Raw genomic sequence first — 25957 nt, 5'->3', positions numbered from 1 at the left:
TTGCTCATAAACAGATAAATCCAGCTGGGGTGGTTGTTCAAGTTCCCCTAGGTCATAGTTATGCTCAAAACGGTGTAAATGACTTTTACCGGCAGCTTTTAAGGTTTGAATCCAGCGTGTACCTTCGAGGCGTTGTCTTAAAGCTACCCCATGCTGGGAAAGTAGACGTTCAGAAGTGTCATAATATTTGGCTTTGAGTTGAATAATTTCAGATTTTTTAGGATCTAATGCTTTCAGTAAAGCATTACGTCTTGCTTCAGGAATTTGAAATTTTAATTCAACTTCAACCATGATCTTTCATCCTAATTTTTTGATGCGATGTCAGCAATGCCACACCTCATCTATAGCTTACACATGCGTTATGAAATCTATTCTTTTATAGCGCCGGAATTGTATTGTTGATTCTAGGCTCCTGATTGTAACGAAAATGATTTTTGATGTAAGACTTGACGAGTGGATTCTTGAGTAATTGCTTTGGAAATGATCAAAAAAATGATGCAGGCTGATACTTTAATTTGGATAAAATATGCGCTAACTTAAATAAAAACAGGGAGGGAATGACCATGAATACAACGATTCAGCTCAAATTTGAACATCATCCAGAACCGGAATTTCAGTTACCGCTTCAAAACTATCATGAATTTTATCGGTTTTATTTAACTGAGCATCGTAATATCATGAGTCGCCGCTTGCATGTATTCGGCAGTACTGTCGGGGTATGTTTATTGAGTCGCGCTATTTTAAAAAGAAAGCCCAAATATCTGGTCTATGGTTTGCTGGCGGGTTATGCTAGTGCATGGGTAGGACATTTTCTATTTGAAAAAAATAAACCGGCAAGTTTTAAACAACCGCTGTATAGTTTTATTTCAGATTGGCGCATGTTTTCTGATGTGCTGCGTGGCGATTTAAGTTTAAAAAATCGTTCGCTGGATAAAATTCAAAGTTAGTTAAATTAAGCCTGGTTTTGAGGTAAATTGAAGTAAATCTTCAAAGTTGCAAAAAATTACTTCAAAAAAAGATGAAAATTGACTGAGTGGACTTGCAATAATAGAGTGAATATTCTATTAATAGCACAGACGTTTAAGAAGTTGATTTTTACTTCCAGACTGTCCCAATCTTAAAGTTTTCCAAGCCTAGAGTGACCTTCTCTAGGCTTTTTTTATATCTAGAATTTTGTTGAAAGCTACGCACTTTAAAATGGGGATTCATTATTTGCTAAAAATCATTTATCAGGATAAAAGACCTGATCAATTTGAGCGTAATGAAACACTAAAATAGGGCGATTCTCTAATCTTTAGTTCGCTTCCCCAAGCGCGTTTTATCACCAAAGATTAGAGAATCTAATCAAGTTTCCAAGTTTTATTATTATATTGTCATTATTATTTATTGTTGTTCTATAGCTTTATTAAACCGATTAATACCTACATGAGCTATCACTTAAAATAGGTATTTTTTCATTTATTTTGAAAAAATGTACCAGGACTTTGTTTTTCGGCTTTTTGCAAATTTATTGGTTTTATTCCTTATGCAATTAAGCTGGATGCGCTGAAACTTGCTGTTGATGTGCCTATAATAGGGCAGTTTTAGTTTTGGCAGTTTGTTATGCGCGGTTTATATCTGATTACCAATGATGATCCTTTAGAACTTTTATTGGCGAAGTTAGAAGGTGCAATGGCGAATGGTGGTGTTGCGGTACTGCAATACCGTCGTAAAAAAGTCGCCAAAGAAGATCAAATTTACGAAATCGAGTATATGAAAGCCATGTGTGCTGAATATGGTGTGCCTTTCGTGATTAATGATGATCTTGAAATGGCGGTTCAATACGGTGTTGGGGTTCATCTTGGTCAGGATGATGGTTCAATCGTTGAGGCTGTGGCTCGCTTGCCAAATAATGTATTAATTGGGCGTAGCTGCAATAACTCACTTGAGCTGGCTGAACAAGCGATTGCTGAAGGCGCAAATTATGTGGCGTTTGGTGCAATTTATGCGACTGAAAGTAAGCCTGAAGCTGGAAACATTGGTCTGGAAACCTTGAAACAAGCCAAAACGCAACTGAATGTGCCTATTTGTGCTATTGGCGGTTTAACCGTTGAAAATTCAAAGATCGTGGTTGAAGCTGGTGCAGATTATTGCGCCGTGATTAGTGATATATTAGGTCGTCCTATGAATGCCATTCCTGAGCGTTTAGATGAATGGTCTGCACTTTTTCAAGACAACCGTTAATAAAATAGATTTAGATTGATTTAATTTTGAGTTGAGTAAATTCATGAGCCTATCTCCAAAGCAAGAACAATTGTTTAAACAAGCCAGCAAACATATTCCGGGTGGGGTGAATTCACCGGTACGTGCGTTTAATGGGGTGGGTGGTACGCCTGTATTTATTGAAAAGGCCAAAGGTGCCTATTTATACGATGTCGATGGTAGACGCTATGTTGACTATGTCGGTTCATGGGGGCCGATGATCTTGGGTCATGCCCATCCAGAAATCATAAAAGCCGTTCAAGAAGCTGCGGTTGATGGTTTAAGTTTTGGTGCGCCAACCGTGCATGAAACGACATTGGCGGACATCATTTGTGAAATCATGCCCTCCATTGAATTGGTTCGTATGACCAACTCAGGTACGGAAGCAACCATGACCGCGATTCGTCTGGCACGTGGCTATACTGGTCGTGACAAGATTGTAAAATTTGAAGGCTGTTACCACGGTCACTCAGACTCGCTTTTAGTTAAAGCCGGTTCAGGTATGTTGACCAGTGGCGAAGGTGAGGCGACTTCTGCGGGTGTGCCTGCTGATTTTGCCAAGCATACTTTAACGCTGCCGTATAACGATATTGCTACCTTAAAGGAATGTTTTGCCAAATTTGGTTCTGAAATTGCCGGCGTAATTGTTGAACCTGTTGCAGGCAACATGAACCTGGTGAAACCGATTGATGGTTTCCTTCAGGCAATTCGTGATGTATGTGACGAACATGGTTCTATCTTCATCATTGATGAAGTGATGACCGGTTTCCGTGTCGGTCTTGGTGGTGCGCAAGCGCATTATGGCGTAACACCTGATTTAACCACTTTAGGTAAAATCATTGGTGCAGGCTTACCGGTAGGTGCTTTCGGTGGTAAACGTGAAGTGATGGAATGCATCGCGCCTTTAGGTAAGGTTTATCAAGCAGGTACATTGTCAGGTAATCCATTGGCGATGCGTGCCGGTATTGAAATGTTCAAGCATTTACGTACCGAAGGTTTTTATGAAAAATTAACTGCACAGCTCGAAAAATTGCTTGCCGGGTTACAAGCTGCTGCGGATGAAGCTGGTATTCCATTCAAGACTCAACAAGTGGGCGGTATGTTTGGTTTGTACTTCACCGATCAAGAAGACATTACCAGTTTCGATTCAATGTTGAAATGTGATGTTAATGCTTTCCGTAAATTCTTCCATGGCATGTTAGACCGTGGTGTGAACCTTGCGCCATCTGCTTTTGAAGCTGGATTTATTTCAGCTACGCATTCTGATGAAGATATTGAATTTACTATTCAAGCTGCAAAAGAAACCTTTGCGGAAATGAAAGCTTAAGCATTTTATTTTTGCAAAATATTAGGCCCGAATTCGTTCGGGCTTTTTTATAAAGAATTTTTTGAGGATGAATATGCAAACCAAACATTATCTGACGCTGAGTGATGCCGAGTTTTTATTAAATCATGCACATCAATATGCTATTCAGCACAACTTTAATGTCAGCATTGCTGTTGTGGATGAAACAGGAAATTTGCTGACAATGAAGCGCATGGATGGAGCATCGCCTATGACAGCCAATCTATGTTTAGAAAAAGCCAAATGTTCTGCGATCAGCCGCCGTCCTTCCAAGTTATTTGAAGATATTATTAAAGGCGGTCAAATGGGTTTTCTGACTATGGAAACTTTTTCTGGGATGCTTGAAGGTGGTGAGCCGATTATATATGAAGGGCAATTAGTGGGTGCGATGGGTGTGTCTGGGGTAAAGTCTTTTCAGGATGCGGAAATTGCACAAGTGGCGATAGAGAAGTTTTTGGCGCAGGTTAAAGGCTAAAATCAGTTATATTTTTTAATAAAATTAAATATTAAAGTGTAATTTTGATTAAAACTTAATTGTGGATTGAAAAGAATCAATAAAAGCCTAATAATTTTTAATTTGGGCTTTTAATCGATTCATAAGCCAATGAATTAAAATTAATTAATTTTAAAATTTTATGTGATGTGCATTATGTTAGTTTTAGAGAAATTAAAAAATAGTTTTTAATCAAAAAATACATATGAAAATAATCGATCTACACCATATCCTCTACCCAATGGTGACATATTATCCAAGTAATGATGAGGTCATTAGCTATTGACTCGATTTTTATATAACAATTCATTTAGAAAAATCCAGAAATAGTCAGCAATGGTGTTTGAGCTTCATTGAAAGAGGAGTCTTACGGGAAGATACTTTATATTTTACAAATGAGTATTTGGCTTGCTTGGGATTCTTAAAAATTGCAACTAAGATAATTTCGGATATTCCAGATGAAATGAAAGTATTAGATTATCGTGAAGGGGTATGGTATTTATTGGAAAAACAGCAAGAATTCTTCTTGGACGTGCAATGCGATCTTCGCCATTATAGTTATTCTTGGAATATAAAGTTAGATTTAAAGGAGATTCTTGAATATAGGGCAAAAGGAAGAAAAAGCCTCGATGATCTTGCTGAGAAGATCTATTCATCTCAACCATTCTATGAAGAATCTATTTTTCATTTTCGTAAGTTAGATCAGAAAATTAGTGCTGAAGAAGAAAATGCAATTATAAAATTTAATCAAAAAAGAGCTGAATATGTTAAAAAACACTATAAGTCTTTTACAAAATCTGATCCATCGATTGATGTATCTAAAAATATTATTTCAAAAAACATTCCTTATTGGTTCATGCTAATTTTTTCAGTAACTATAATATCGATAATAGCTAAATATTTTCAGTGATATTTTAGTTAGTGAATAGCATCATTTAAAAAAAATTTAACTACTTTCAAACTTATCAAGCAAGTTAATCTAAGCTAGCATATCGTAACTTTGCAAGTATTAGATGAATCATCTCCCATGCTTTACCCCATGCCCAAAAAAATCCAACTCGCACCATCACAAGCCAAATGGCAGCTTTCATCCGCTGAATCTGTCTTAGTACTGGTTGGATTACAAAATTTAAGGATGATGGCAGGCATACAAGACAGCGACCTGATGACTCATCTGGTTCAGATCAGCAATAAAGCCAAAGCACTTGATATTCCAATTGTTGATTTGTGCGGCGATGATTTGATGCAGGGCATGCAACAGCTCGGGGAATATGCAAGCACACATCCACAACTGATTTTTGCGGGACAAGTCACACCTATGCTCAAGCAAATACTGCCACATATACAAAGTGTGACTGAGCAAATCTGTATAGTGGACGATGCTATTTTCTTGTCCGCTCAAGAACAGCATATCCAGTGGATTGAAAATATCTCGGCACAAGGTGTGCATCACATGAATAGCTATAGCTTGACTCGACTATGGGATTTAAGTGCGCCGTCCAGTTATATGCTTTCCACCAAGGGCATCATGCTGGCTGTTGCTGAACAACTGAACATGGATGCACTTGAAATTGATCCTTATGTCGATTTGAAACAATACGGTCTGGATTCAGTCGCCATTGTCACTTTGGTCAGTGTTTGGCGTGCGCATGGTGCAAATGTGCGATATGAAGATGTTTTAGCACATCCATCTTTGCATGACCTGGTGAGTTTTATATTGCAATCAGTGCATTCATAAGGTGTGATTGAAATTTTTTTTACTTAAAATCGGAAAAACCGTCGCCAATTCCGTCATTGTGCATTGTAATTCTGTGCCAAGCTTTCTATTATTGCCGGCTCGTTTTCGCGATCAGCCTGGGATTGAACATTGAGTAATTTTCTAACCGAACATCTGATACATCGTGATCAAGATTTTATGGTCATCCATAAACCTGCAGGTGTGCTCACTGTTCCCGGTAAAACCGAAGATTTGCAAGATTGCGTTATCAACCGATTATTAAAAATAGAACCAAAAACCTTGCTGATTCATCGTCTGGATCGTGATACCTCCGGCATTCTGGTCTTTGGCCTGACCCGATGGGGGCAAAAAACTATTTCCCGCCAGTTTCAGGAACGCCAAACCGACAAAACCTATCAAGCTGTGGTGGCAGGCCATCTTGAAGGCGAAGGCACGGTTGATGTACCTGTCGTTTACGATCCGGAACATCCACCCTTACATATTGCCGACCCAAATCACAACAAGCCTGCACTGACACATTGGCAGGCGATTGAACATTTTGAAATTCAGGGACAGGCGGTGACGCGTGTCAAACTGAGCCCGATTACCGGCCGTTCTCATCAGCTGCGTGTGCATATGCAATATTTAGGTCATCCCATTATTGGCGACACCTTATATGCGACTCCTGAGCAGCAACTGTTGATGCTGCGGCTATGTTTACATGCTGAAAGTTTAAGTTTTTATCATCCACAAACAGAAGAACTGTTGGAGTTTTATGCTCCGGTTCCTTTTTAAAGTAAAAACTTTTTAATCCTCATCGATTTTGCGCACTTTTTAGTGGGCTTTATGTCAAAATATATTGCTTAAAGACCTGGTTTTTTGCTCAAATACCAACCAGATTTTGGGCTTGAAATTAGTGTCCTCATTTTTAGATAAAGGTGGAAAAATTGCATCAGTTTGCTATTGGTCAGCGTTGGTTATCAGATACGGAAACAGAACTCGGTTTAGGCGTTCTAATAGACGTAGATGAACGATCGGTTAGCATCTTATTCCCAAAAAGTGATGAAACACGTGTCTATGCACGTAACAATGCACCTTTATCGCGTATTGTATTCAACGTGAATGATGAGTTGCAGGACCAGGAAGGCGCCAAATGGACCGTTGAGGGTCTGGAAGACCGTCATGGCGTGGTACGTTACAACGTGGTGCGCCGTCTGGAAGATGGTTCAGAAGAGCGTAAATCCTTAAACGAAACCCGTATTGGTGCGACCATTCAGCTGTCTAAACCGCTTGACCGTTTGCTGGCAAGTCAGGTCGACTATAAAGAATGGTACGACCTGCGAATTGAAGCCTTGCTGATGCAAGCCAATATGAAAAACAGTCCTTTACGCGGCATGATCGGAGCCCGTGTCGGCTTGATTCCACATCAGCTGTATATCGCGCATGAAGTCGGTCAGCGTTTTGCACCACGTGTTTTGCTTGCCGATGAAGTAGGCTTGGGTAAAACCATTGAAGCGGGTCTGATCATTCACCAGCAACTTAAAACAGCACGCTCAGAACGTATTCTGATTTTGGTTCCAGATTCACTGCAATATCAGTGGATGATTGAGATGCGTCGCCGTTTCAATCTGCAGTTCTCTTTGTTTGATTTGACCCGTACCGCTTCGATCAAAGAACATGATCCAGATTTAAACCCATTCCTGACCGAGCAATGCATTATTGCCAGCGTTGACTTGATGGTCGATCACGAAGATTTACGTGAGCAGGCTTTGGAAGCCGGTTTCGATCTTTTAGTGGTCGATGAAGCGCATCACCTGATGTGGTCTGAGGAAGAAGGCGGTAATGACCGTTACGACCTGGTTGAAGAACTTGCTGAAAAAACACCGGGTGTGCTACTGCTTACAGCAACGCCAGAACAACTCGGCGTAGAAAGTCATTTTGCCCGTTTACGTCTGCTTGATCCGCAGCGTTTCAGTTCACTTGACCGCTTCCTGGATGAAGAAGAGCAATATCATCAAACAGCTAAAATTGCTGAAGTGCTGATGTCGGATATGCCTTTGGAAGAGGGGCATTTAAAAGCGATTGAAGGCTTGTTGGGGCATAGCATTCAGGATGAGCCGGAACAGCGTTTCCGTGCTATTCACGAATTGTTGGACCGTCATGGTACCGGTCGTATCTTATTCCGTAATACCCGTGAAGCGATTCAGGGTTTCCCGGGTCGTGATTGCCAGCCGGCTCCTTTGCCAGCGCCTGCAAACTGGTCGAAAGATGGCAAGCTGCGTGAACAGATGTGGCCTGAAGAAGCCCAGCTGGATGGTGCGTGGATGGAGCATGATCCACGTGTGATGTGGCTGATGGAAATGCTGCGTACCGAATTGAAACACAAAAAAGTGTTGCTGATTGCGCGTAGTGGTCCAGTGGTTGAAGCCTTGGAAAATGTCTTACGTTTACATGCCGGTATTCGTACCGCGATGTTCCATGAAGGCATGAGTCTGCTTGAACGCGATCAGGCTGCGGCTTACTTTGCAGAAGACTCTTATGGTGCGCAGATTTTACTGTGTTCTGAAATTGGTTCAGAAGGTCGTAACTTCCAGTTTGCCTCTGACCTGATTCTGTTTGATTTGCCAGCCAATCCGGATGTGCTCGAACAGCGTATCGGTCGTCTGGACCGTATTGGTCAGGAAAACCGGATTCAGATTCATGTGCCTTATTTGCTAGGCACTGCGCAAGAACGTATGTTCCGCTGGTACAACGAAGGTTTAAATATTTTCAGCAATATTTCACCGACTGCGCAAACCTTGCAAGAAAACTTTATTGTGAAATTAAAAGACTGTTTATTGGCAGATTTAGGCCAGCAGTTTGAAGATTTGCTTGAAGAAGTCAGTGTGCAGCGTGAAGCTTTGGAAGCTGAATTGCAGGAAGGTCGTGACCGTCTGCTTGAATACAACTCTTGCCGTCCAATCGTGGCGCAAGAAATTGTGCAGGCACTTGAAAACTATGATGACAATACCACCTTGCCAATGTTTATGAAACGCTTTATGGCATCGACCAATATCGATTTTGATGAGCAAAGTAATGGTACCGTGATCATCAAGCCAACCGATCAGATGCAGGTACAAGGTTTGTCACTGGATGAAGAAGGCATGACCGCGACTTTTTATCGTGATCAGGCTCAAGTCCGTGAAGATGCCCAGTATTTGACCCTTGAACATCCATTCACCGAAAGCGTGATGGAAATGATTAATACCCAATCTTTTGGTAGTACCAATGTTGCGGTATTAAAATCAGCAGCCTTGCCACAAGGTTCGGTATTGCTGGAAGTCTGGTTCAAGGTAGATGTGGTTGCACCGAAGGCATTGAACCTGCCATCAAGCTTGCCACAACAGTTGATTCGCGTATTGCTGAGTGAAAAAGGTCAGGATTTATCTGAAAAGATTGCACCAGAAATTTTGAAACCTTATCTGCATCATCTAGATGGCAATAGCTGCCGTCAGGTGGTGAAAGCGCGCCGTGAAGTGATTGAAGCGCGCTATACGCAAGCTTTGGATATTGCTAAATCGGCATTGCCAAACTTCAAGCAGCAGGCAAAAGAAGTCTACGGTAATAAATGGCAATATGAAATTGACCGTTTGAGCTATTTGAAACAGTTCAATCCAAGTATCCGTGAAGATGAAATTGCACGCTTGCAGAAATTCCAGAAAGAAGGCTTGAACTTGCTGGATGGTTTATCGGTAACACCAGAAGCAATTCAGGTGATGGTGGTAGTTAAACCATAACTGTAACTTACTTCCTCAAATAAAAAAGCACCTACGGGTGCTTTTTTATGGCCTGATCTTAAATAGGAGCGAGCCACAACTCATCTAGCTTAAAATTCAACTCATGCTAAAATAAAAAAATTATAAAGTATTAAAAGAATAACAATGACTCAATCTTTAATCACCCTCGGTTCTACAACTTCACACGGCGGTATCGTCTCCGAATGTGATCCTTCTTTTATCATTAATGGTATAGCGGTGCATTTGCACGGTATGAAACATTATTGTCCGAAATGCAAAACAGTGGTATCTGCCATTGCAGCAGTACAGTCTACTATTGTGAAAGGACGTGGAGTGGTGATTGCAGGAGACAAAACGAATTGCGGAGCAGTCTTTTTAGGTAATCAGTTTCTGGTGGTTTCAAAAAAATAATCACAAACCAAGCAACCGGTTTTGTCCAGTTATTCAAAGCCCTTGAATTGACTTGCAAGTCAGTGAATCATGCATTTATGGATGTCATCTACGCCAATTTTTCCTTAAGCTAATATCCTGTTAATTAGATCAATGAAACAAGAGCAGGGATATATGGCAGATGAATTATTCAGGAAAAATGCGATTCATTTTACCCATGCCAATGGCATTCCTTCGGCCACGTATCAAAAATTTTTTAATTGTTTCAAAGCAGATTTTGATTTAAAGGCCATCCCGATCATTGGTCTGGATCAAAAATATCCAGTGACCAAGTCCTGGGATTATCTGGTTGCACAAGTTATTGCCGATATTAAACAGCAATTTCCAGATCAGCAGGTGATTGGATTAGGTCACTCATTTGGTTCTTTGCTCACTTTAATGGCGGCATATAAACGCCCCGATTTATTTTCACAACTGATAATCATGGATCCGCCTTTTGTGATCGGGCCTAAATCTGCCATTTTCGAAGGCCTGCAAAAACTGAAGTTAAAAGCGGTCGATAACATTACTCCAGCGGGCATGACTTTGAAACGCAAAGATCATTGGAGTAGTCGGGAGGAAGCCTATCAGTCTTTGCGTAATAACCGCTTGTTTGAAAAATTTGATGCTGAGTGTTTTGATGATTTTTTTAGCAGTGGGATCAAGGATGACATAGCACGGGGCGGAGTTACTTTAACTATTCCTAAATCTACAGAAGCAGAAATTTTCAGAACTGTGCCGGCCTGGTGGTGGCGTACACCACGTAAAGCACCTCAAGTTCCGGTACATCTAATCACCGCACAACAGAGTCATTTTTATAAACAGGGCTTGCCGCAAGGGATGAAAAAGGTCTATGGAATTGAATTTAGCGTGGTTGAAGGCAGACATATGTTTCCTTTAGAACAACCGGAAAGCACAGCCCAATGGGTGAAAAAGATTATTTCAGCACAGCAAGGTATTTAATGCACAGTGAAGAATTCATAGGTGGATTCTTCACCAGCAATAACATTATAAATTATCGGATTTTTGATTCATCTAGATGGCGTGAACCTTCTAAAATCATACGAATCATGATCATGGTTTGTTCGGCAATTTCCTTGCGTTCAGTCGCAGAGATATCTATCACTGTTGCACCCATGTTAAATACCAGTTGGGTAATGGCTTTTGCAGCAATGTCCGGGTGAGAAAGTCTGCTGTTATTGAGTCGTTCTAAGCGAATGAGGTCGTCCTGCAATTCTTGCTGAAAATAATTTAACTGACGTTGTACTGCTGATTTATAAGATGCAGAGCCGGTATAGGCTTCACGCAGCAATAAGCTTAAATTTCCCTCATCTGCATCTAATTGTTCAATAAAAATTTCAACTGAACTGCGAATAATGCTGTTTTGCTTAGAGGCCTTTAAGCGTGCCTGATGCAAAATTTGACGTAATACAATCCCCGCACGATCAATCAATTCAATCGCGAGTTCATCTATATCTTTGAAATGTCGATAAAAACTATTGGGAGCAATACCTGCCTCGCGGGCAACTTCACGCAGGCTTAAGGAAGATATACTTTTTTGTGGGCCGATTAAGTTCAATGCAGCCTGAAACAGCTCTTCTTTGGTAATTGTTGCTTTTCGACCCACAGTGCGGACGATCACCGGTTCATGAACAAAATTCTGTTTATCAACAGGGGCATCAACATTTTTTTTGATAGAAGATTGGTTCATATTTTTCAATGGATTAGAAACACAAAAACATTATAACGGTTGCATTGCAACTTGGGAAATGAATAGAAACAATACAAATATATATACAAATATATATACATGTGTATAATAATTAAAATTCAATCGCGTGGTACTGACTATGCATGTTGTAGAAAAAATGAAAACATCTCCCTTAAGTTCTCTTGCTGATACTGTTATTGATCAGCATGCAGCCAATTTCTGGTTGCAAAAATTCAATTCGCTTTGGTCAATCAATCAAGCGTTAGGCAAAATTGTGCAAAAAGAAAATTCTGCACAAAATATGATGAGTTTGACCATTCAGGTGAACCGTCATTTTAAAATGGGACAAGCAGGGCAACATCATCCAATCTTTGTAGAAGTGAACGGTGTACGTTATGAACGTAGCTATAGCTTGACTCAGCTTGATGCTCAACATGTATTGTTAAGCGTTAAAAAAGTAGATCAAGGTAAAGTCAGTTCCTGGTTGGTGGAACACGCTCAAGTTGGCGACATTCTTGAATTTGGGCAGCCTTATGGCGATATGCTGTTACCTAAGCAGGCCCAAGCGATGGTATTGCTTGCTGCCGGCAGTGGCATTACTCCAATGTTAAGTTTACTCAAAGCACTCTCCAAAACAGATCGCATGACTCAGGCACCCATCCGGTTGTTGTATTGGGTACGAGAATATGCCGATGTGGCCTTTAAAGCGCGTTTCGAGAAACTAGCTGAACAGTATCCGAATTTCTCATTTCAGGTTTTTTATACCCAGGAAGAAAATGCTGGTGAACGCTTAAACCAAAAGCATTTAGCTTTGCTGGAAAATATTGAAAATAGTGTAGTTTACGCTTGCGGTCCATCCGGATTTGTAGCACAAGCAGAGCAGCTGTTTGCCCATGCGCAGAGTTTCAAAAGTGAAGCTTTTAGTATGTCTCCAGTTGAAAATTCTGATATCGGTTTTGTGAATATCACTTTACGTAAGTCTAATAAAGTCGTTGCTATTCCTAAAGGGCAGTCCATTTTAACCAGTCTTGAACAGCAAAATATCAAACCGACTCATGGTTGCCGTATGGGCATCTGTAATAAATGTGTCTGTAATAAAGTTGAAGGTTCAACCAAGAATTTGGTGAACGGTGGTCAGAATTCAGAACCTGGTAATTTATTAAAAATCTGTGTCAATTCAGCACAGTCTGACCTTGTCATTGATTTATAAGTGAGACAAATATCATGAATATGCCTGTTAAAATAGAATATTTTAAAAATCCTAAAAATGGTGAGCTCACACAATCTCAATTGGATGATTTGGCTCGTGAGCTGGATGCCATCAAACAAGAAGTACTGGATGATATTGGCGAAAAAGACGCAAAATACATCCGCCGTGTTTATTCAACCATCCGTTATGCTTCAATAGCTGGACGTGCCTGCTTATTTGCTGGCTGGTTCCCGCCGGCTTGGGTTTTAGGTACCGGTTTACTTGGTTTTGCCAAAATCATGGAAAACATGGAACTTGGCCATAATGTTATGCATGGTCAATATGACTGGATGAATGATCCTAAATTCCATGGTCCAAGTTATGAGTGGGACATCGTGGGTACTGCAGATAACTGGCGTCAAACTCATAATTATAAGCATCATACCTATACCAATATTAAAGGTATGGACGATGATATTGGTTATGGTTTACTTCGTCTGTTCCCGGAACAACGCTGGAAGCCAGGTTATCTTCTACAACCGATTTATGCGATTCCATTTTGCCTGTTATTCCAGTGGGGCGTAGCCATTCAAAATCTGGAAATAGGTAAAGTATGGAAAGGCCGTAAATCTAAGGAACAGGCTAAAAAAGAATGGCAACCGATGCAGAAGAAAATTGGCAAACAATTGTTTAAAGATTATGTTTTCTTCCCATTGATTGCTGGTCCAGCAGCTTTACCTGTATTTACTGGTAACCTGGTAGCGAACGGTATCCGTAACATCTGGACATTCAGTATTATTTTCTGTGGTCACTTTACTAAAGATGTTGAAGTATTCCCGAAATCAGTGCTGGAAAATGAAAGTCGCGGACACTGGTATATGCGCCAGATCCGTGGTTCATCAAACCTCACTGGTTCAGAAGCATTCCATATTTTGACCGGTCACTTAAGCCACCAAATTGAGCATCATTTATACCCTGATGTTCCAGCACGCCGTTACCGTAAAATGGCGCCTAAAGTACAGGCAGTATGTGAAAAATATGGTTTAAATTACAATAATGCCAGCTTGGTTAAACAGTATGGCAGTGTCATTAAACGTATTGCTAAATTCGCATTTCCATTCAAGAAATAATCTTGTTGCAGTAAAAAGCCTCTTCTATTGAAGTGGCTTTTTACTCATGGATATGTGTCTTAAGTATTTTGATTAAGTCCATGTAGTTGCCTTTTTTTGTCTCATTCAGGACCTGCGAAATTTCCTGTTGTGTCCAGCTTTGACGGCTCGCCTAATAAGAAAATGAGGACAATAAGACAAATGGTTTTCTCCAAAACAAATATATATATATGCCTTTGACCAGTTTTGGAGGATTAGATAAGTTCATTATGCGAATATCGCAATATGATTTTTTTTAATAATATAAATTTTATTTTTATAAAGCATTATTTTAATTTTACTTTTATTAGAATATTCTTATTAATTGAATAGTCTGAAAACAAACCGGAACAGAGTGTTTAGCTTTTAAATAGCAATTTTTTGTATCTTTTTGGGCAATATGGGAATCGTTTCATTACCACCGACCATATAAGCATAATTAGCCATCGCCAACATTTCTTGATCTTCATGACTATTTCCATAAGCATAAATCACGTCATAATCATCTAAATGATAGTTTTCTAAAATTCGTAGCTTTTTCTGTTCCGAACTGCAATCTGGAGTGGTGTATTGTCCGGTATAGACATTATCGATTATTTCAGTTCGGGTACAAATCAAATCTATATCTAATAAATCACAGATAGGTTTGAGATAAATATCTACCGAAGCTGATACCAGAACGACATCATCACCTAAGGCTTGATGCTGTTTGAGTTGTTTCATCAAGCGCGGATTTAATTGAGAAATTAAATTAGTCGCATATTCCTGGGCAATGTGCTGTAACTCCAAAACGTCTGTATGACTAAACATGGCACGAAACAATTTGGAACGCATCGCATGCGCAGGATAGATATTCAGGTAATAAGCCTGAATCCAAGGCAGGATTTTAATGCCTTGTTTGACAATATGGCGTTTGGATAAAGCGTAAAAGATAAACCCTGTGAAACTGTCTTTGGTGCACAGGGTTCCATCAAAGTCAAAAAGAGCTAAATTTTTATTCTTTTGGCTCGTTGCATACATGATTGGTATCTTCCATTGACGCGAGTTGCAAACCAATTGGTATTATAATCGCGGCTTAACTTAGGACCAGAAATAACCACTTCAGGCATGATAGCATATATGGGTTCTTTACCTGTTTTCTCTTGGTAAAGCTTTGCTACAGCACGATAAGTTGCTGTATCTTCAAAGTCTTTTTCTTTTTCTTTTTTTAAGTCTGCACGAATTTGGCGTGGAGTCACTAAAATATTATTGCTGGCAAACACGCTAATCAGTTCGCGTTCAGACTGACTCGCTGCAGAACGGATTGAACCATCTTTACTGTATAACAATAGGTCACCATCAAGGTCCAGTTCTGCTACCGTTAAATCATTCAGCATGCTTTGAAAAGCCGCATTGCGACTGGAATACATGCCGGAGTTATAATCTGCAAAACGATAAATCGCTTTATTGTAATCGGCAGGGTACATCATTAAACGGTGAATACCATAATACAAACCGCCATATTGACTGTATAAGTCGGTACGTAATTCGGCAATATTGCCGCCTTGACGTTTATGTTCTTTAGCATAGCCAATATGAACCTGCATTGAACCTAAAGTGGTAATCGGATTTAATTTTTCACCAATGTCTTGTCCAACCAGTTTGGCTGCGCCTGTGAGTGCGCTGACATGATAATGTTTAGACATATAAGCAAAAATTTCACGATATAACTCATCCAATTCACGTTCAGTTTTTACCCGGCGCATTTGGCTTAAATAGTTGTCTTCAGGACTCGGCTGATTTTTTAAGACTTGCTGGAAATAGCCTGCAACGGTTCCGCCAATAGAATCACCTAATTTATCTTTAAATTTTTCATCCATACGATCTTGTACTTCTTTAACCGCTTTTTCACCTAAGCCTGGAACTTGGGGATCAGCAACGAAGTTAGATTCCTGGTCGACGACAGCCACAATACTGCAAATATTTTCTTTGGTCTGGGGAATACCAAGCTGATCGGTAATATCGAAAATATCTTTGGCCCATGAGCTTCGATCATGTACACGTGGCGGAACAAGACGCTTGATTTGATCTTCTTCTAAAGTGGGTTCATGATTTTTTGACCACCAGGAGTTATCTCCACAAGCCACTAAGCTAAGTGACAAAGCAAGAATACTCAAAGATTTAATACGAGATGAAATAAAAAGATTTTTTTTCATAATAATGAAAACATATTCCAAAAGGATGAGCCCATACAGCAGATGCAGTATACTATGTCAGTCGAAAAAGTGATGAATTTATATGTATATTGGTCCATATCAACTGTCAAATAATTTAATTGTTGCTCCCATGGCAGGTGTTACGGATCGTCCCTTCCGGACGCTATGTAAATATTTTGGTGCAGGGCATGCGGTCAGTGAAATGATGACTTCAGACCAGACCTTACGCATGAGCAAGAAAAGTCTGTACCGGGCCAATTTTGATGGCGAACTGGCCCCAATATCCGCGCAGATTGCCGGTTCAGAACCCAGTGAGCTGGCAGAAGCGGCGCGTTATCAGGTGGCGAATGGTGCGCAAATTGTTGATATCAATATGGGTTGCCCTGCCAAAAAAGTCTGTAATAAATTAGCGGGTTCTGCATTATTAAAAGATGAAGATCTGGTTGCGCGTATTTTAGATACCGTCGTGGCTGCTGTGGATGTACCGGTGACTTTAAAAACCCGATTGGGTTATTTAAATGGCCATGAAAATATCCTGCGGGTGGCAAAACGTGCGGAAGAAGCGGGGATCGCCGCATTAGCGTTGCATGGTCGTACCCGTGAAGATATGTACTTGAATACCGCACGTTATAGTTTGATTAAAGAAGTCAAACAAATGTTGAATATTCCCGTGATCGCCAATGGGGATATCGATAGTCCGGAAAAAGCCAAATATGTGCTCGATTATACCGGAGCTGATGCAGTGATGATCGGACGCGCTGCACAAGGTCGTCCCTGGATTTTTCGTGAAATTTCCCATTATTTAGCTACAGGTAAGCAGTTAGTGGCACCGGATATTCAAGAAGTGAAAGATGTCTTGTTAGGACATTTATCTGAACTTTATGACTTCTATGGTGAATATTCAGGTTGTCGCATTTCACGTAAACATATTGCCTGGTATACCAAAGGCTTACGTTCAAGCAATGAATTCCGCCAAAATATGTATAAAGTTGAAAGCACAGCTGAACAATTTAAAGTGGTTGAAGACTATTTCAATCAGTTACTTGCCCAAGGCCAGATTATGAGTGATGTGCAGGTGGAACAGGTGAACTTGCTCGAAACCAAATAGCCTTTTATTCGTTTGTTATTTTCGTTATTTCAAATAACTCACTGCTCTTTATTTCAAAGCCATTTAATTAAAAAAGAGCAGTGTTGTTTTCTTTATCAAGACTATTTTGCGTAATTTATATAACAATACTCAAAGAATTACATGCGACAACATCTCATCACTTAATCGTGACAGTTATCGAACATAGCTCACTGACATTTGCTCTATGCTAATTTTGATCAGCTGAATAAGCCGTCTTTTAAAATATTTTATTCAACTTATAAAGCTTATTTATCTATAGATCATAGAAATAACATAAGGAGAAAGAAAATGGTGGATAACAAGCGGCCAGTTCCAGATATTAATCCAGCCACAACAGAGCTGTCTCCGGAACGGAGTGATGCATTAAAGAGTGAATCATTAAGATCTAGTCCACATACAGATGATAGTGCGCGTCCTGAGCTGAATTCACCAGCGACTGACAGCCATCGTGTACCAGATATGAATGAAGCAGGTGATCATCTGGCTGCGACCAGTGCCGGTACTTTAGGCGGTGCTGCTATAGGGGCTACTTTAGGTATGGTCGGTGGTCCTCCAGGTGCAGTGGTGGGCGGTCTTGTCGGTGGCATTGTTGGCGGAATAGCGGGTAATGACATTGCAGATAAAGCTGATCCCGATGAGGAAGATGCTTACTGGCGCGAACAGCATCGTGAAAGACCTTATTTTCATGAAACTCGAAATACCTATAACGATTTAGACTATGACCGCGATTACCGGGGTGCTTATCAGGTCGGATATGGCAATCGATCTCAATACGATCGTAATACCGAGTTTGAACATGTAGAGCCGGAATTACGAAGCAAATGGGAAAGTACCAAGGATCAGTCTCGCCTTAGCTGGGAAGAAGCCAAATATGCAGCTAAAGATGCTTGGCATCGTGCTACACGTTAAGCTGTTCCCTATAAAAAACCTCTCCGATTAGAGGTTTTTTATAGATTTATTTCAGAAGATTAGGCTTGGCTAATTTCCAGAACCAGCTGGTTAATTAAATCTGCAGCTTCCATTTCCCGGATCTGGGCAACATTTGTGCCTGCCCAAAAAGCCCCAAAACCATGGTCGCCCTGTGAAGATGCTGCGGCATACAACTGTTTACCCAGGTCATAACAATAAGGATAAGTAGCGACCTGAGGTCGTTCAGGACGATCAATCTGGGTATGCCAATGGTTAATTAAACCGCGGGCAGGGCGCCCGGAAATGCTGGCAGTAATTTGAGTGATGGGTTTGCTAAACAGGGCTTGCCGATAGGCTGTATTAGCATTGGAACTTTTGCACTGTACAAAAGCAGTTCCTAATTGCACAGCTTCCGCTCCCAACTCGATTAATAGCTGGGCTTGCCGGCCATTCATAATCCCGCCAGCAGCTACCACAGGTTTGCTACAGTATTGTTTTAATAATTGCACCAGATCGGAAGTTTTGACTGCGCTATCAAAGGTATCATTAAAAATACCGCGATGTCCGCCGGCTTCAATGCCTTGCGCAATAATAACATCAATCCCAGCCGCTTCAATTTCCAGAGCTTCAGCCAGATTGGTTGCTGAAACCATGGTAATAATGCCAGCCGCTTTTAAAGCTTGAATCTGCTGAGCATGCGGAATGCCGAAGTGGAAACTTACGGCTTTAGGCTTGGTTTCTAAAACCAGGTTTAAATAGTCGTCATTATCTAAAAAACTGGGATAAATACATTTTAATTCGGTTGGCGGAGTAGCATGATACTTTTTAAATTGAGGGGTTAAATATTCAATCCACTGATCTGCGACATTTTTGTCGAGTGCTGTGCTTTGATGGCAAAAGAAATTGACCTGAAATGGCTTATGAGTAAGGGCCTGCGTTTCTAAAATCTGCTGACGTGCTGCTTCAACTGAACTTGCACCCAAACCCAATGAACCTAAACCACCTTGATTGGACACCTCAGCCGCCAATTGAGGCGTAGAAACACCTGCCATCGGTGCAAGGAAAATAGGATGTTTAATCTCAAGTTGTTCTAATAAAGTCATATTCAGTTCCTCCTCATTTATATCACTTTGCCCAAGCCCTCTAAATTAAGCAAATAATATTCGTTATTTTTTTATGAAATAAAAAAGCTTTTTAAACTTAAAAATCAATGGAAAAGAAATGATAAATAACACGTCAAACCATGTCGCATAAAAGACCACTGCACATACTGGCTGAGTTAAAAATTTTATAATACCTATTCATTTTTCTGGCGCTGTTTACCCATGTCTGATCGTATCCGTGAAAAACTGCAAATTTTAGCCGATGCTGCCAAATATGATGTGTCGTGTTCGTCCAGTGGCAGTAACCGAAAAAACAAAGATAAAGGTTTGGGTAATACGGGTTCCGGAATTTGTCACAGCTATACCGAAGATGGGCGCTGTGTATCTTTGCTTAAAATTCTATTTTCCAATGTCTGTATTTACGACTGTGCTTACTGTGTATCGCGGCGCTCCAATGACGTGAAACGGGCAGCTTTTACCGTGCAGGAAGTTGTCGACTTAACCATGAATTTTTATCGCCGTAATTATATTGAAGGCCTGTTTTTAAGTTCGGGAATATTCAAGTCGGCAGATTACACCATGGAGCGAATGCTGCAGGTGGTGAAAAAATTACGTCTGGAAGAAAATTTTAATGGCTATATTCATTTAAAAACCATTCCCGGAGCATCTCAGGAAATTATTACCGAAGCGGGTCTGTATGTGGACCGGATGAGTATTAATCTTGAGATGCCGACTGAAGCGGGCTTGCAGAAATTCGCTCCCGAGAAAACCCATGCCGAAGTGCAGAAAGATTTGGGTATTGTGCGTGACCGTTTAATTCAGTTTAAAGATGAACGCAAACTGATTCGTTCCGTTCCCAAGTTTGTACCAGCAGGGCAAACCACACAAATGGTCGTGGGCGCACATAGTGAAACCGATCAGGATATTATTTTAATGGCAGATCGTCATTACAAGGAATTTAAACTGAAACGGGTGTATTACTCGGGTTATATCCCGATTAATGAGCAGGAAAAATCCTTACCGGCGATTGGTTCCACACCGCCATTATTAAGAGAAAACCGGCTCTATCAAAGTGACTGGCTGATGCGTTTCTATGGTTTTGATGCAGCAGAACTGGTCGATGAAAAACATCCGAATTTAGATTTAGAGATCGATCCAAAATTAGCTTGGGCCTTACGTCATCCTGAGCAATTTCCAGTAGATCTGAACCGGGCAGATTACCGCATGATTCTGCGCGTGCCTGGCATTGGCGTGCGTTCTGCTAAAAAAATTGTACAGGCACGACGCTTTGGGAACATCCACATCGATCAACTAAAACGTATTGGCGTGGCATATAACCGGGCACAGCATTTTATCCGCTGTGCCGATACGCCAAAATTTATTAAGGACCAGTTGCCGAGTCAGATTCGTAACCAGATTTTGCAGTCGGGACAGTCGAAATATACTCAGCAGTTATCGCCACAATTGGGCTTTGGTTTTTAATGGCAACTTACTGTTTTGATGGCAGCATGACCGGCCTGTTAAGCTGTGTGTTTCGTGCATTTCAATTTAAAGAGTTTCAGGTCAATGTTACCCGTGATGAACATGCGCAAAATGGGCTGTTTGATGATTTTATTCAGGTAGTTTCGAATGAAGAGCATGCACAGCGGGTCTGGCAAGGATTAAAGCAAAAAACATCAAGTCAGAGTCAGCGCAATTTTTACTATACGTTTTTATCCGAAAATCAAACTGCTGATCAGCACCTGTTTAACTATTGTCTCTATGTCTTTCAGCATTCATATAAAGTCGATGAAAATTATGGGCATCCAGATGTGCTTGCTTTAGCGCAATGGACCAAGCAGGTGGGACGTGAAAAGCATCGTATGGAAGCTTTTGTGCGTTTTAAAAAATGTCAGGATGGCTTGTTTTTAAGTCTGGTCCGACCTGATTTTAATGTCTTGCCGCTGATTGAGCGGCATTTTAAAGCCCGTTATCAGGATCAGCGTTGGTTGATTTATGACGAAAAGCGTAAATACGGCATTTATTATGATTTGCAACAAGTGCATCAAATTGAAATGAATGCTCATGAAGTGGATACCAAACTCGCCAGCGGTTTTAGTCAATCTTTTACTATTGAGCTGGATGAACAAGAATTACTATATGACCAGCTGTGGAAAGATTATTTCCAGAGTGTCAATATTCAGGCACGGCAAAACATGAAATTGCACATTCAGTATGTGCCGAAGCGTTACTGGCGTTATATGAATGAAAAATCAATTTAGCTGAAGATTTCAGGCATACTATGGCGGATTTTAGTGATGAGGATAATTTTATGATGAAGCCGTTTATTTGGGTGAGTTTAATTTCAAGCATACTGATTTCAGCATGTTCATCTTCAGAACAACAAAAAATCCAGATTGATCCTCAAAAATATAAGGTGCAAGATGCAGCAAGCTTGCAGCAGCGTTTCGAAACACTCAATCAACAGCTATCTCAAGATTATCAGGTCTTTAAAAAAAGCAACAATATTGCCTTTTCAGACCAGTCGCTCCTTGATGTCAATCAGTTGCAGACTTTAAACCTGCATGCGGTGAGCAGTACCTCTTTAAAACCGGTCAAACAGGCTTATTGTCAAATGATGAATGGCTATTTTGCCGAGATGTATCATCTAGGCCATCAAAACCTGCAGTTCGTCGGACAGGTGAAATTACCTCATGCGCAGGATGAAAATCTCAGCAAAAGTTTTGTCGATGCTGATCAGTTTTATGACTTTATTTTAAATCGTTATACTTCATACCGTCAGGCTCAGGAAATTATGGGCTTTGGCTGCAATTTAAAAGCGGCGCTGCATTAATTAAAAATAGCATAAATCAAAAAAAGCCCATCGTTGTATGTAATGCTGATCTGTTAAGGAGTTTAGAAATAAACTCTTTAATTTTTGGTAATTCATGGCGGAGTCTTACCTTTTTAAATCAAAACTTTGCAGCTCATTTGTTACTTTGGTTTCGCCCAAAGTAACCAAAGGCATTTGTCATCCGCAAAACTCGTCAGCTACTATCAATTAGTAAATTTGTCGCAGAAACAATCATTTTTAAATGTAGTCCTGCCTCAAAACAGTTGCGAATGACTTTTCTACATATCAACTACAGTCATGAATTTAAAAAAGAAAAATGCCAGTCAATTTCTTAACTGACTGGCATTACATCACTGGACGGGCTTTTTATATGCTGAAATTGGACTTAACAACCGGTTAGTTTTTCAGGTTGTGGTCGTTCGCGCGGGAAGAAGATTGGACGAAGCTTCACGCCAATACCGTTACCAATAAAGGCAAAAATCAGCCATATCCAGCCATGCACACTCCCAGAGGCAATACCGCTAAAGTAAGCGCCAATATTACAGCCATATGCGAGACGTGCACCATAGCCGAGTAATAAGCCGCCTAGCACAGCAGCTATCAGTGAACGTTTTGGAATATTCAAATTCGGTGCAAATTTACCGGCAAGGCTTGCCGCCAATAAGGCACCCAGCATAATGCCGAAGTTCATCATTGAAGTAATATCGAACCATAATGATTCAGACAAAGCTTTGGCATTACCAGGTTGTTGCCAATAAGCCCAAGAAGCCACATCTACGCCGATAAAACTGGCTGATTTGGCTGCCCAAACTGCAAGTGCAGAAGTTACACCCCAAGGACGACCAGCTAAAGCTAAAGTAGCAAAGTTGAGCAGGGTAAGAATAATCCCTCCCCAAATCAGCGGCCATGGACCACGTAAGAAACGTTTAAAACCTTGAGTCTCGGCAACAGGCTCCACTTCAAGTGAACCATGACGTTTTTTCTCAAAAAAGATGGTTGCAAGTGCAATCGCAGCGAACAGGACAAAACTGACAATGAGTGCAGGGATTACACCTAAACTCGACACAATCGAAATCGGTTTGAGATGTGGCAGATTAAACCACCAGTCTAAATGCGTAGTGGCAATTAAAGATCCTAGGCAGAAGAAAATCAGGGTCACAATCATGCGCGCGCTACCGCCACCCACGGTGTAAAGCGTACCGGAAGCACAGCCGCCGCCCAATTGCATGCCTATACCAAAGATAAAAGCACCAATCATCACAGACATAGACACAGGATTGACATTGCCTTTAACCGGATTGCCAAACAATTCGCCAGCACCTAAGGCCGGGAAGAACAGCAATACCGCAAGCGCCAGCATAATCATTTGGGCACGTAAACCACGACCACGACGTTCTTTAATAAAAACCCGCCAGCTAGAAGTGAAACCAAATGAGGCATGATATAGCGTCACGCCTAAAGCTCCACCCACCAGGAATAATAAGGCTTGATTAAGACCCACAACTTGATAGGCACCTAGCGTACCCATCAGTAATAAAAAGAGAGCAACCCAAATCGACAGATTCGATCGATTGGATTTTGCAGCAATAACAGACATGGGAGTATAAAAACTAATTAAATTAATCTGTATATTTTAATTGATTCTTCACATTTAATATTATTAAAACTGATAGATTATAGGATATTTAATTGAAAATAATTGATTTGTCATATCAGTAAAATAAATCAATTAAACAGATTGTACATTAAATAGTGATCCAATCCAGTTAGAAAAGAGCATGGTAATAATCCCCCAGATATGATACGCAAACTTTCCTTCAATTTAGATGTGCCTGCAAAATGACTAGGCAAAGAACCTCATATTGCCACTGAAGAAATACTCACAATCATCACTACGCTAGATACATATTGCTCAGAGCTAATCAGGATTAAGAATATCAGAAATAATATACCCACGGAAAATGCAAGAGTAGAGGAACCTGCCGCTTGTAATGGATTCACTGCAATATTCTCGTAAATACCAATTTCATCCCGTGCATGTGCTTCCAGAGCATTGTTAGCCGTAAGTTGTACAGCAACCACGTTTGCCAATTCGGCATTTAAACCACATTGAATATAAATTTGGGTCCGTTCTTTTAGTTTATGTTCACGATAAGGGTAGATAATGATTAAAGTATGTGGGGATGCACCACTGGCAGCCATCCTCATAATAAGGCTGGTAAACGAAATAATTACATCATTGGTACCAAACACAGTAGCATGTAACTAGCCAGTTCTTTGAATATAGTATTTTTTAAATGATAAGAACGTGACATATGCATGCGCTTAATCATTATCTATTACAACTGTCATAAAAAAGCTGAATAAAAAAAGCAAGATTTATCAATAAAAAAGCTCCTTTAAAAAGGAGCTTTTTTATTTTAATGATTCACATTATTGTTGAGCTTTTTCTCGAACATTAGAAGCACCTTCTTCTACAGCACCGGCAGCCTTAGCAGTGCCGTCTTTCGCTGCTTCTTTAACATTTTCAGCTGCGGCCTCAGTTTTAGCTGCAGCTTCATCACCAGCTGCCTCAATTTTAGAGGTTGCTTCTTCAGCAGCAGCCTGAGTTTTAGCTTCTGCTTCCTTTGTTGCATCAGAAATATCATGACTTGCTTGATTGGCTGCATTTTCAAGATGCTCACCTGTGGTTGCACCGGTTTCTGGTGCTTCTTGTTTATTACAGCCCACTAGGGCAACGGTAGCAGCAAGACCTAAAGCAATAAGCAATTTTTTCATTTTCATTTCCTTCTAATTGTGGCACCCACCTAAATAGGGTATTTCGAATATAACTAAAAAAAAGCATAAATAATGAGCGAAAATTGTTAATTAAATGTAATTATTTTTTATAAAAAAATGAGTGAAAAAAAAGGCTTATATCTCTAGAGCAGAGATATAAGCCGGATAAAACAAATTCTGCTTTTTGATTTTTTAATTAGGCGTTACGGATAATGTAATCAAAAGCAGACAGTGAAGCTTTGGCACCTTCACCGGTGGCGATGATGATCTGCTTGTACGGCACGGTGGTACAGTCACCCGCTGCAAACACACCTTTCACACTGGTTTCGTTGCGGTCATTAATCACAATCTCGCCGCGGTTGGAAAGTTCCACTTTCGATGCTTTCAAAAAGTCGGTGTTTGGCAACAAACCGATCTGCACAAAGATTCCCGCCAGTTCCACCGTGTGCTCTTCATCAGTGGCACGGTCTTTGTATTTCAAGGCTGTGACCTGTGAACCGTCACCGATCACTTCAGTGGAAAGTGCATTCATAATCACGGTGGTGTTGGGCAAGCTATTGAGCTTGTCCTGCAAGACCTGATCCGCACGCAGTTTGGTATCAAACTCCACCAAGGTCACGTGTTCAACAATCCCGGCCAGGTCAATCGCCGCTTCCACACCCGAGTTCCCGCCACCAATCACCGCCACACGTTTGCCTTTGAACAGCGGACCGTCACAGTGCGGGCAGTAGGCTACACCACGGGTTTTATATTCCTGCTCACCCGGAACATTCATCTCTCTCCAGCGTGCACCGGTCGACAGGATGATGGTTTTCGATTCTAACTTCGCGCCATTTTCCAGCGTCACTTCCACCAGACCATTCGCGGTTTCATCTGCACCTTTGATTTGTGAAACTTTTTGCAGGTTCATGATGTCGACATCATAAGCACGCACATGCGCTTCCATTTCAGCGGCAAATTT

25 protein-coding genes and 1 pseudogene are annotated in these 25957 nt (G+C 40.7%); 17 read left to right on the top strand and 9 right to left on the bottom strand.

The annotated features are described in order from the left end of the window. The coding region (locus tag B2Y23_RS12625; protein ID WP_291371156.1) for a CYTH domain-containing protein at positions 1-291 on the bottom strand (291 nt) is incomplete at its 3' end. A 272-nt stretch (positions 292-563) separates the two neighbouring features. On the opposite strand from B2Y23_RS12625, the gene B2Y23_RS12620 reads away from it, so the two are divergent. The 10 genes from B2Y23_RS12620 (at position 564) to B2Y23_RS12575 (ending at position 10964) form a co-directional block, all read left to right on the top strand. Further along, positions 564-947, top strand: coding sequence for a DUF962 domain-containing protein (locus B2Y23_RS12620; protein ID WP_291352219.1), 384 nt, complete (start codon positions 564-566; stop codon positions 945-947). A gap of 655 nt (positions 948-1602) precedes the next feature. Beyond that, positions 1603-2223 (top strand): thiamine phosphate synthase, encoded by a 621-nt coding sequence (thiE, locus tag B2Y23_RS12615; protein WP_291371154.1) that lies wholly within the window; start codon positions 1603-1605, stop codon positions 2221-2223. 43 nt (positions 2224-2266) lie between these two features. After that, positions 2267-3568, top strand: a complete 1302-nt coding sequence (gene hemL / locus B2Y23_RS12610) for a glutamate-1-semialdehyde 2,1-aminomutase (protein WP_291371152.1) — start codon at positions 2267-2269, stop codon at positions 3566-3568. A gap of 73 nt (positions 3569-3641) precedes the next feature. Continuing rightward, a complete protein-coding gene (locus B2Y23_RS12605) occupies positions 3642-4061 on the top strand; it encodes a GlcG/HbpS family heme-binding protein (RefSeq protein WP_291352212.1) in 420 nt (139 codons plus the stop codon). 361 nt (positions 4062-4422) lie between these two features. Next, positions 4423-4989, top strand: coding sequence for a hypothetical protein (locus B2Y23_RS12600; RefSeq protein ID WP_291371150.1), 567 nt, complete (start codon positions 4423-4425; stop codon positions 4987-4989). Positions 4990-5106: 117 nt separating this feature from the next. Then, positions 5107-5817, top strand: coding sequence for a phosphopantetheine-binding protein (locus B2Y23_RS12595; RefSeq protein WP_291371148.1), 711 nt, complete (start codon positions 5107-5109; stop codon positions 5815-5817). 129 nt (positions 5818-5946) lie between these two features. Beyond that, the gene (locus B2Y23_RS12590; protein ID WP_291371146.1) at positions 5947-6591 is read left to right on the top strand and encodes an RluA family pseudouridine synthase; all 645 of its coding nucleotides are present in this window, start codon (positions 5947-5949) and stop codon (positions 6589-6591) included. A 143-nt stretch (positions 6592-6734) separates the two neighbouring features. Further along, positions 6735-9572: an RNA polymerase-associated protein RapA gene (gene rapA, locus B2Y23_RS12585; RefSeq protein WP_291371144.1), complete on the top strand. Its 2838-nt coding sequence runs from the start codon at positions 6735-6737 to the stop codon at positions 9570-9572. A gap of 144 nt (positions 9573-9716) precedes the next feature. Next, positions 9717-9983: a PAAR domain-containing protein gene (locus tag B2Y23_RS12580; RefSeq protein WP_291352201.1), complete on the top strand. Its 267-nt coding sequence runs from the start codon at positions 9717-9719 to the stop codon at positions 9981-9983. Positions 9984-10136: 153 nt separating this feature from the next. Continuing rightward, positions 10137-10964: an alpha/beta fold hydrolase gene (locus B2Y23_RS12575; protein ID WP_291371142.1), complete on the top strand. Its 828-nt coding sequence runs from the start codon at positions 10137-10139 to the stop codon at positions 10962-10964. Between the two features lie 52 nt (positions 10965-11016). Here the strand turns inward: B2Y23_RS12575 and fabR are convergent, their stop codons facing one another. Then, positions 11017-11712, bottom strand: coding sequence for an HTH-type transcriptional repressor FabR (gene fabR / locus B2Y23_RS12570; RefSeq protein ID WP_291352197.1), 696 nt, complete (start codon positions 11710-11712; stop codon positions 11017-11019). A 139-nt stretch (positions 11713-11851) separates the two neighbouring features. Here fabR and B2Y23_RS12565 point away from each other — a divergent pair, with 139 nt between their 5' ends. Both B2Y23_RS12565 and B2Y23_RS12560 read left to right on the top strand, forming a co-directional pair. Further along, a complete protein-coding gene (locus B2Y23_RS12565; protein ID WP_291352195.1) occupies positions 11852-12922 on the top strand; it encodes a ferredoxin reductase in 1071 nt (356 codons plus the stop codon). A gap of 14 nt (positions 12923-12936) precedes the next feature. Next, on the top strand, positions 12937-14031 hold the full coding sequence (locus tag B2Y23_RS12560) for a fatty acid desaturase family protein (protein WP_291352193.1): 1095 nt from the start codon (positions 12937-12939) through the stop codon (positions 14029-14031). Positions 14032-14415: 384 nt separating this feature from the next. On the opposite strand, the gene B2Y23_RS12555 is transcribed toward B2Y23_RS12560, so the two are convergent. Next, complete coding sequence (locus B2Y23_RS12555) at positions 14416-15069, bottom strand: HAD-IB family hydrolase (RefSeq protein ID WP_291371140.1); 654 nt, start codon at positions 15067-15069, stop codon at positions 14416-14418. Then, the gene (locus B2Y23_RS12550) at positions 15036-16244 is read right to left on the bottom strand and encodes a DUF1615 family protein (protein WP_291352189.1); all 1209 of its coding nucleotides are present in this window, start codon (positions 16242-16244) and stop codon (positions 15036-15038) included. Before B2Y23_RS12550 ends, B2Y23_RS12555 begins: the two co-directional genes overlap by 34 nt. 82 nt (positions 16245-16326) lie before the next feature. Between B2Y23_RS12550 and dusB the strand changes: the two genes are divergently transcribed. Together dusB and B2Y23_RS12540 are read left to right on the top strand one after the other, a co-directional pair. Next, on the top strand, positions 16327-17352 hold the full coding sequence (gene dusB / locus B2Y23_RS12545) for a tRNA dihydrouridine synthase DusB (RefSeq protein WP_291352188.1): 1026 nt from the start codon (positions 16327-16329) through the stop codon (positions 17350-17352). Between the two features lie 309 nt (positions 17353-17661). Further along, positions 17662-18282: a glycine zipper domain-containing protein gene (locus B2Y23_RS12540; RefSeq protein WP_291352185.1), complete on the top strand. Its 621-nt coding sequence runs from the start codon at positions 17662-17664 to the stop codon at positions 18280-18282. 59 nt (positions 18283-18341) lie between these two features. Here the strand turns inward: B2Y23_RS12540 and B2Y23_RS12535 are convergent, their stop codons facing one another. After that, the gene (locus tag B2Y23_RS12535; RefSeq protein WP_291352456.1) at positions 18342-19391 is read right to left on the bottom strand and encodes an NAD(P)H-dependent flavin oxidoreductase; all 1050 of its coding nucleotides are present in this window, start codon (positions 19389-19391) and stop codon (positions 18342-18344) included. A 216-nt stretch (positions 19392-19607) separates the two neighbouring features. On the opposite strand from B2Y23_RS12535, the gene B2Y23_RS12530 reads away from it, so the two are divergent. From B2Y23_RS12530 to B2Y23_RS12520, 3 genes are read left to right on the top strand one after another with little or no spacing between them, the layout of a single operon-like run. After that, entirely contained in the window at positions 19608-20867 is a 1260-nt protein-coding gene (locus B2Y23_RS12530) for a putative DNA modification/repair radical SAM protein (protein WP_291371138.1), read from the top strand. Beyond that, the gene (locus B2Y23_RS12525) at positions 20867-21646 is read left to right on the top strand and encodes a TIGR03915 family putative DNA repair protein (RefSeq protein ID WP_291371136.1); all 780 of its coding nucleotides are present in this window, start codon (positions 20867-20869) and stop codon (positions 21644-21646) included. Before B2Y23_RS12530 ends, B2Y23_RS12525 begins: the two co-directional genes overlap by 1 nt. Positions 21647-21699: 53 nt before the next feature. Continuing rightward, entirely contained in the window at positions 21700-22218 is a 519-nt protein-coding gene (locus tag B2Y23_RS12520) for a hypothetical protein (protein ID WP_291371157.1), read from the top strand. A 385-nt stretch (positions 22219-22603) separates the two neighbouring features. Here the strand turns inward: B2Y23_RS12520 and B2Y23_RS12515 are convergent, their stop codons facing one another. From B2Y23_RS12515 to B2Y23_RS12500, 4 genes and pseudogenes are all read right to left on the bottom strand, one after another. Then, positions 22604-23815: a YeeE/YedE family protein gene (locus B2Y23_RS12515; protein WP_291371134.1), complete on the bottom strand. Its 1212-nt coding sequence runs from the start codon at positions 23813-23815 to the stop codon at positions 22604-22606. Positions 23816-23947: 132 nt separating this feature from the next. Further along, a pseudogene (locus B2Y23_RS12510) lies at positions 23948-24483 on the bottom strand (VIT1/CCC1 transporter family protein); the annotation flags it as partial. 168 nt (positions 24484-24651) lie between these two features. Next, positions 24652-24996: a hypothetical protein gene (locus tag B2Y23_RS12505; protein WP_291371132.1), complete on the bottom strand. Its 345-nt coding sequence runs from the start codon at positions 24994-24996 to the stop codon at positions 24652-24654. 196 nt (positions 24997-25192) lie between these two features. Beyond that, on the bottom strand, positions 25193-25957 hold a 765-nt coding region (locus B2Y23_RS12500), incomplete at its 5' end, for an FAD-dependent oxidoreductase (protein WP_291371130.1).

It is taken from the genome of Acinetobacter sp. UBA5934 (assembly GCF_002430855.1).
In the GTDB taxonomy this organism is placed as follows: domain Bacteria; phylum Pseudomonadota; class Gammaproteobacteria; order Pseudomonadales; family Moraxellaceae; genus Acinetobacter.
This window is presented reverse-complemented; position numbering and strand designations above follow the sequence as displayed.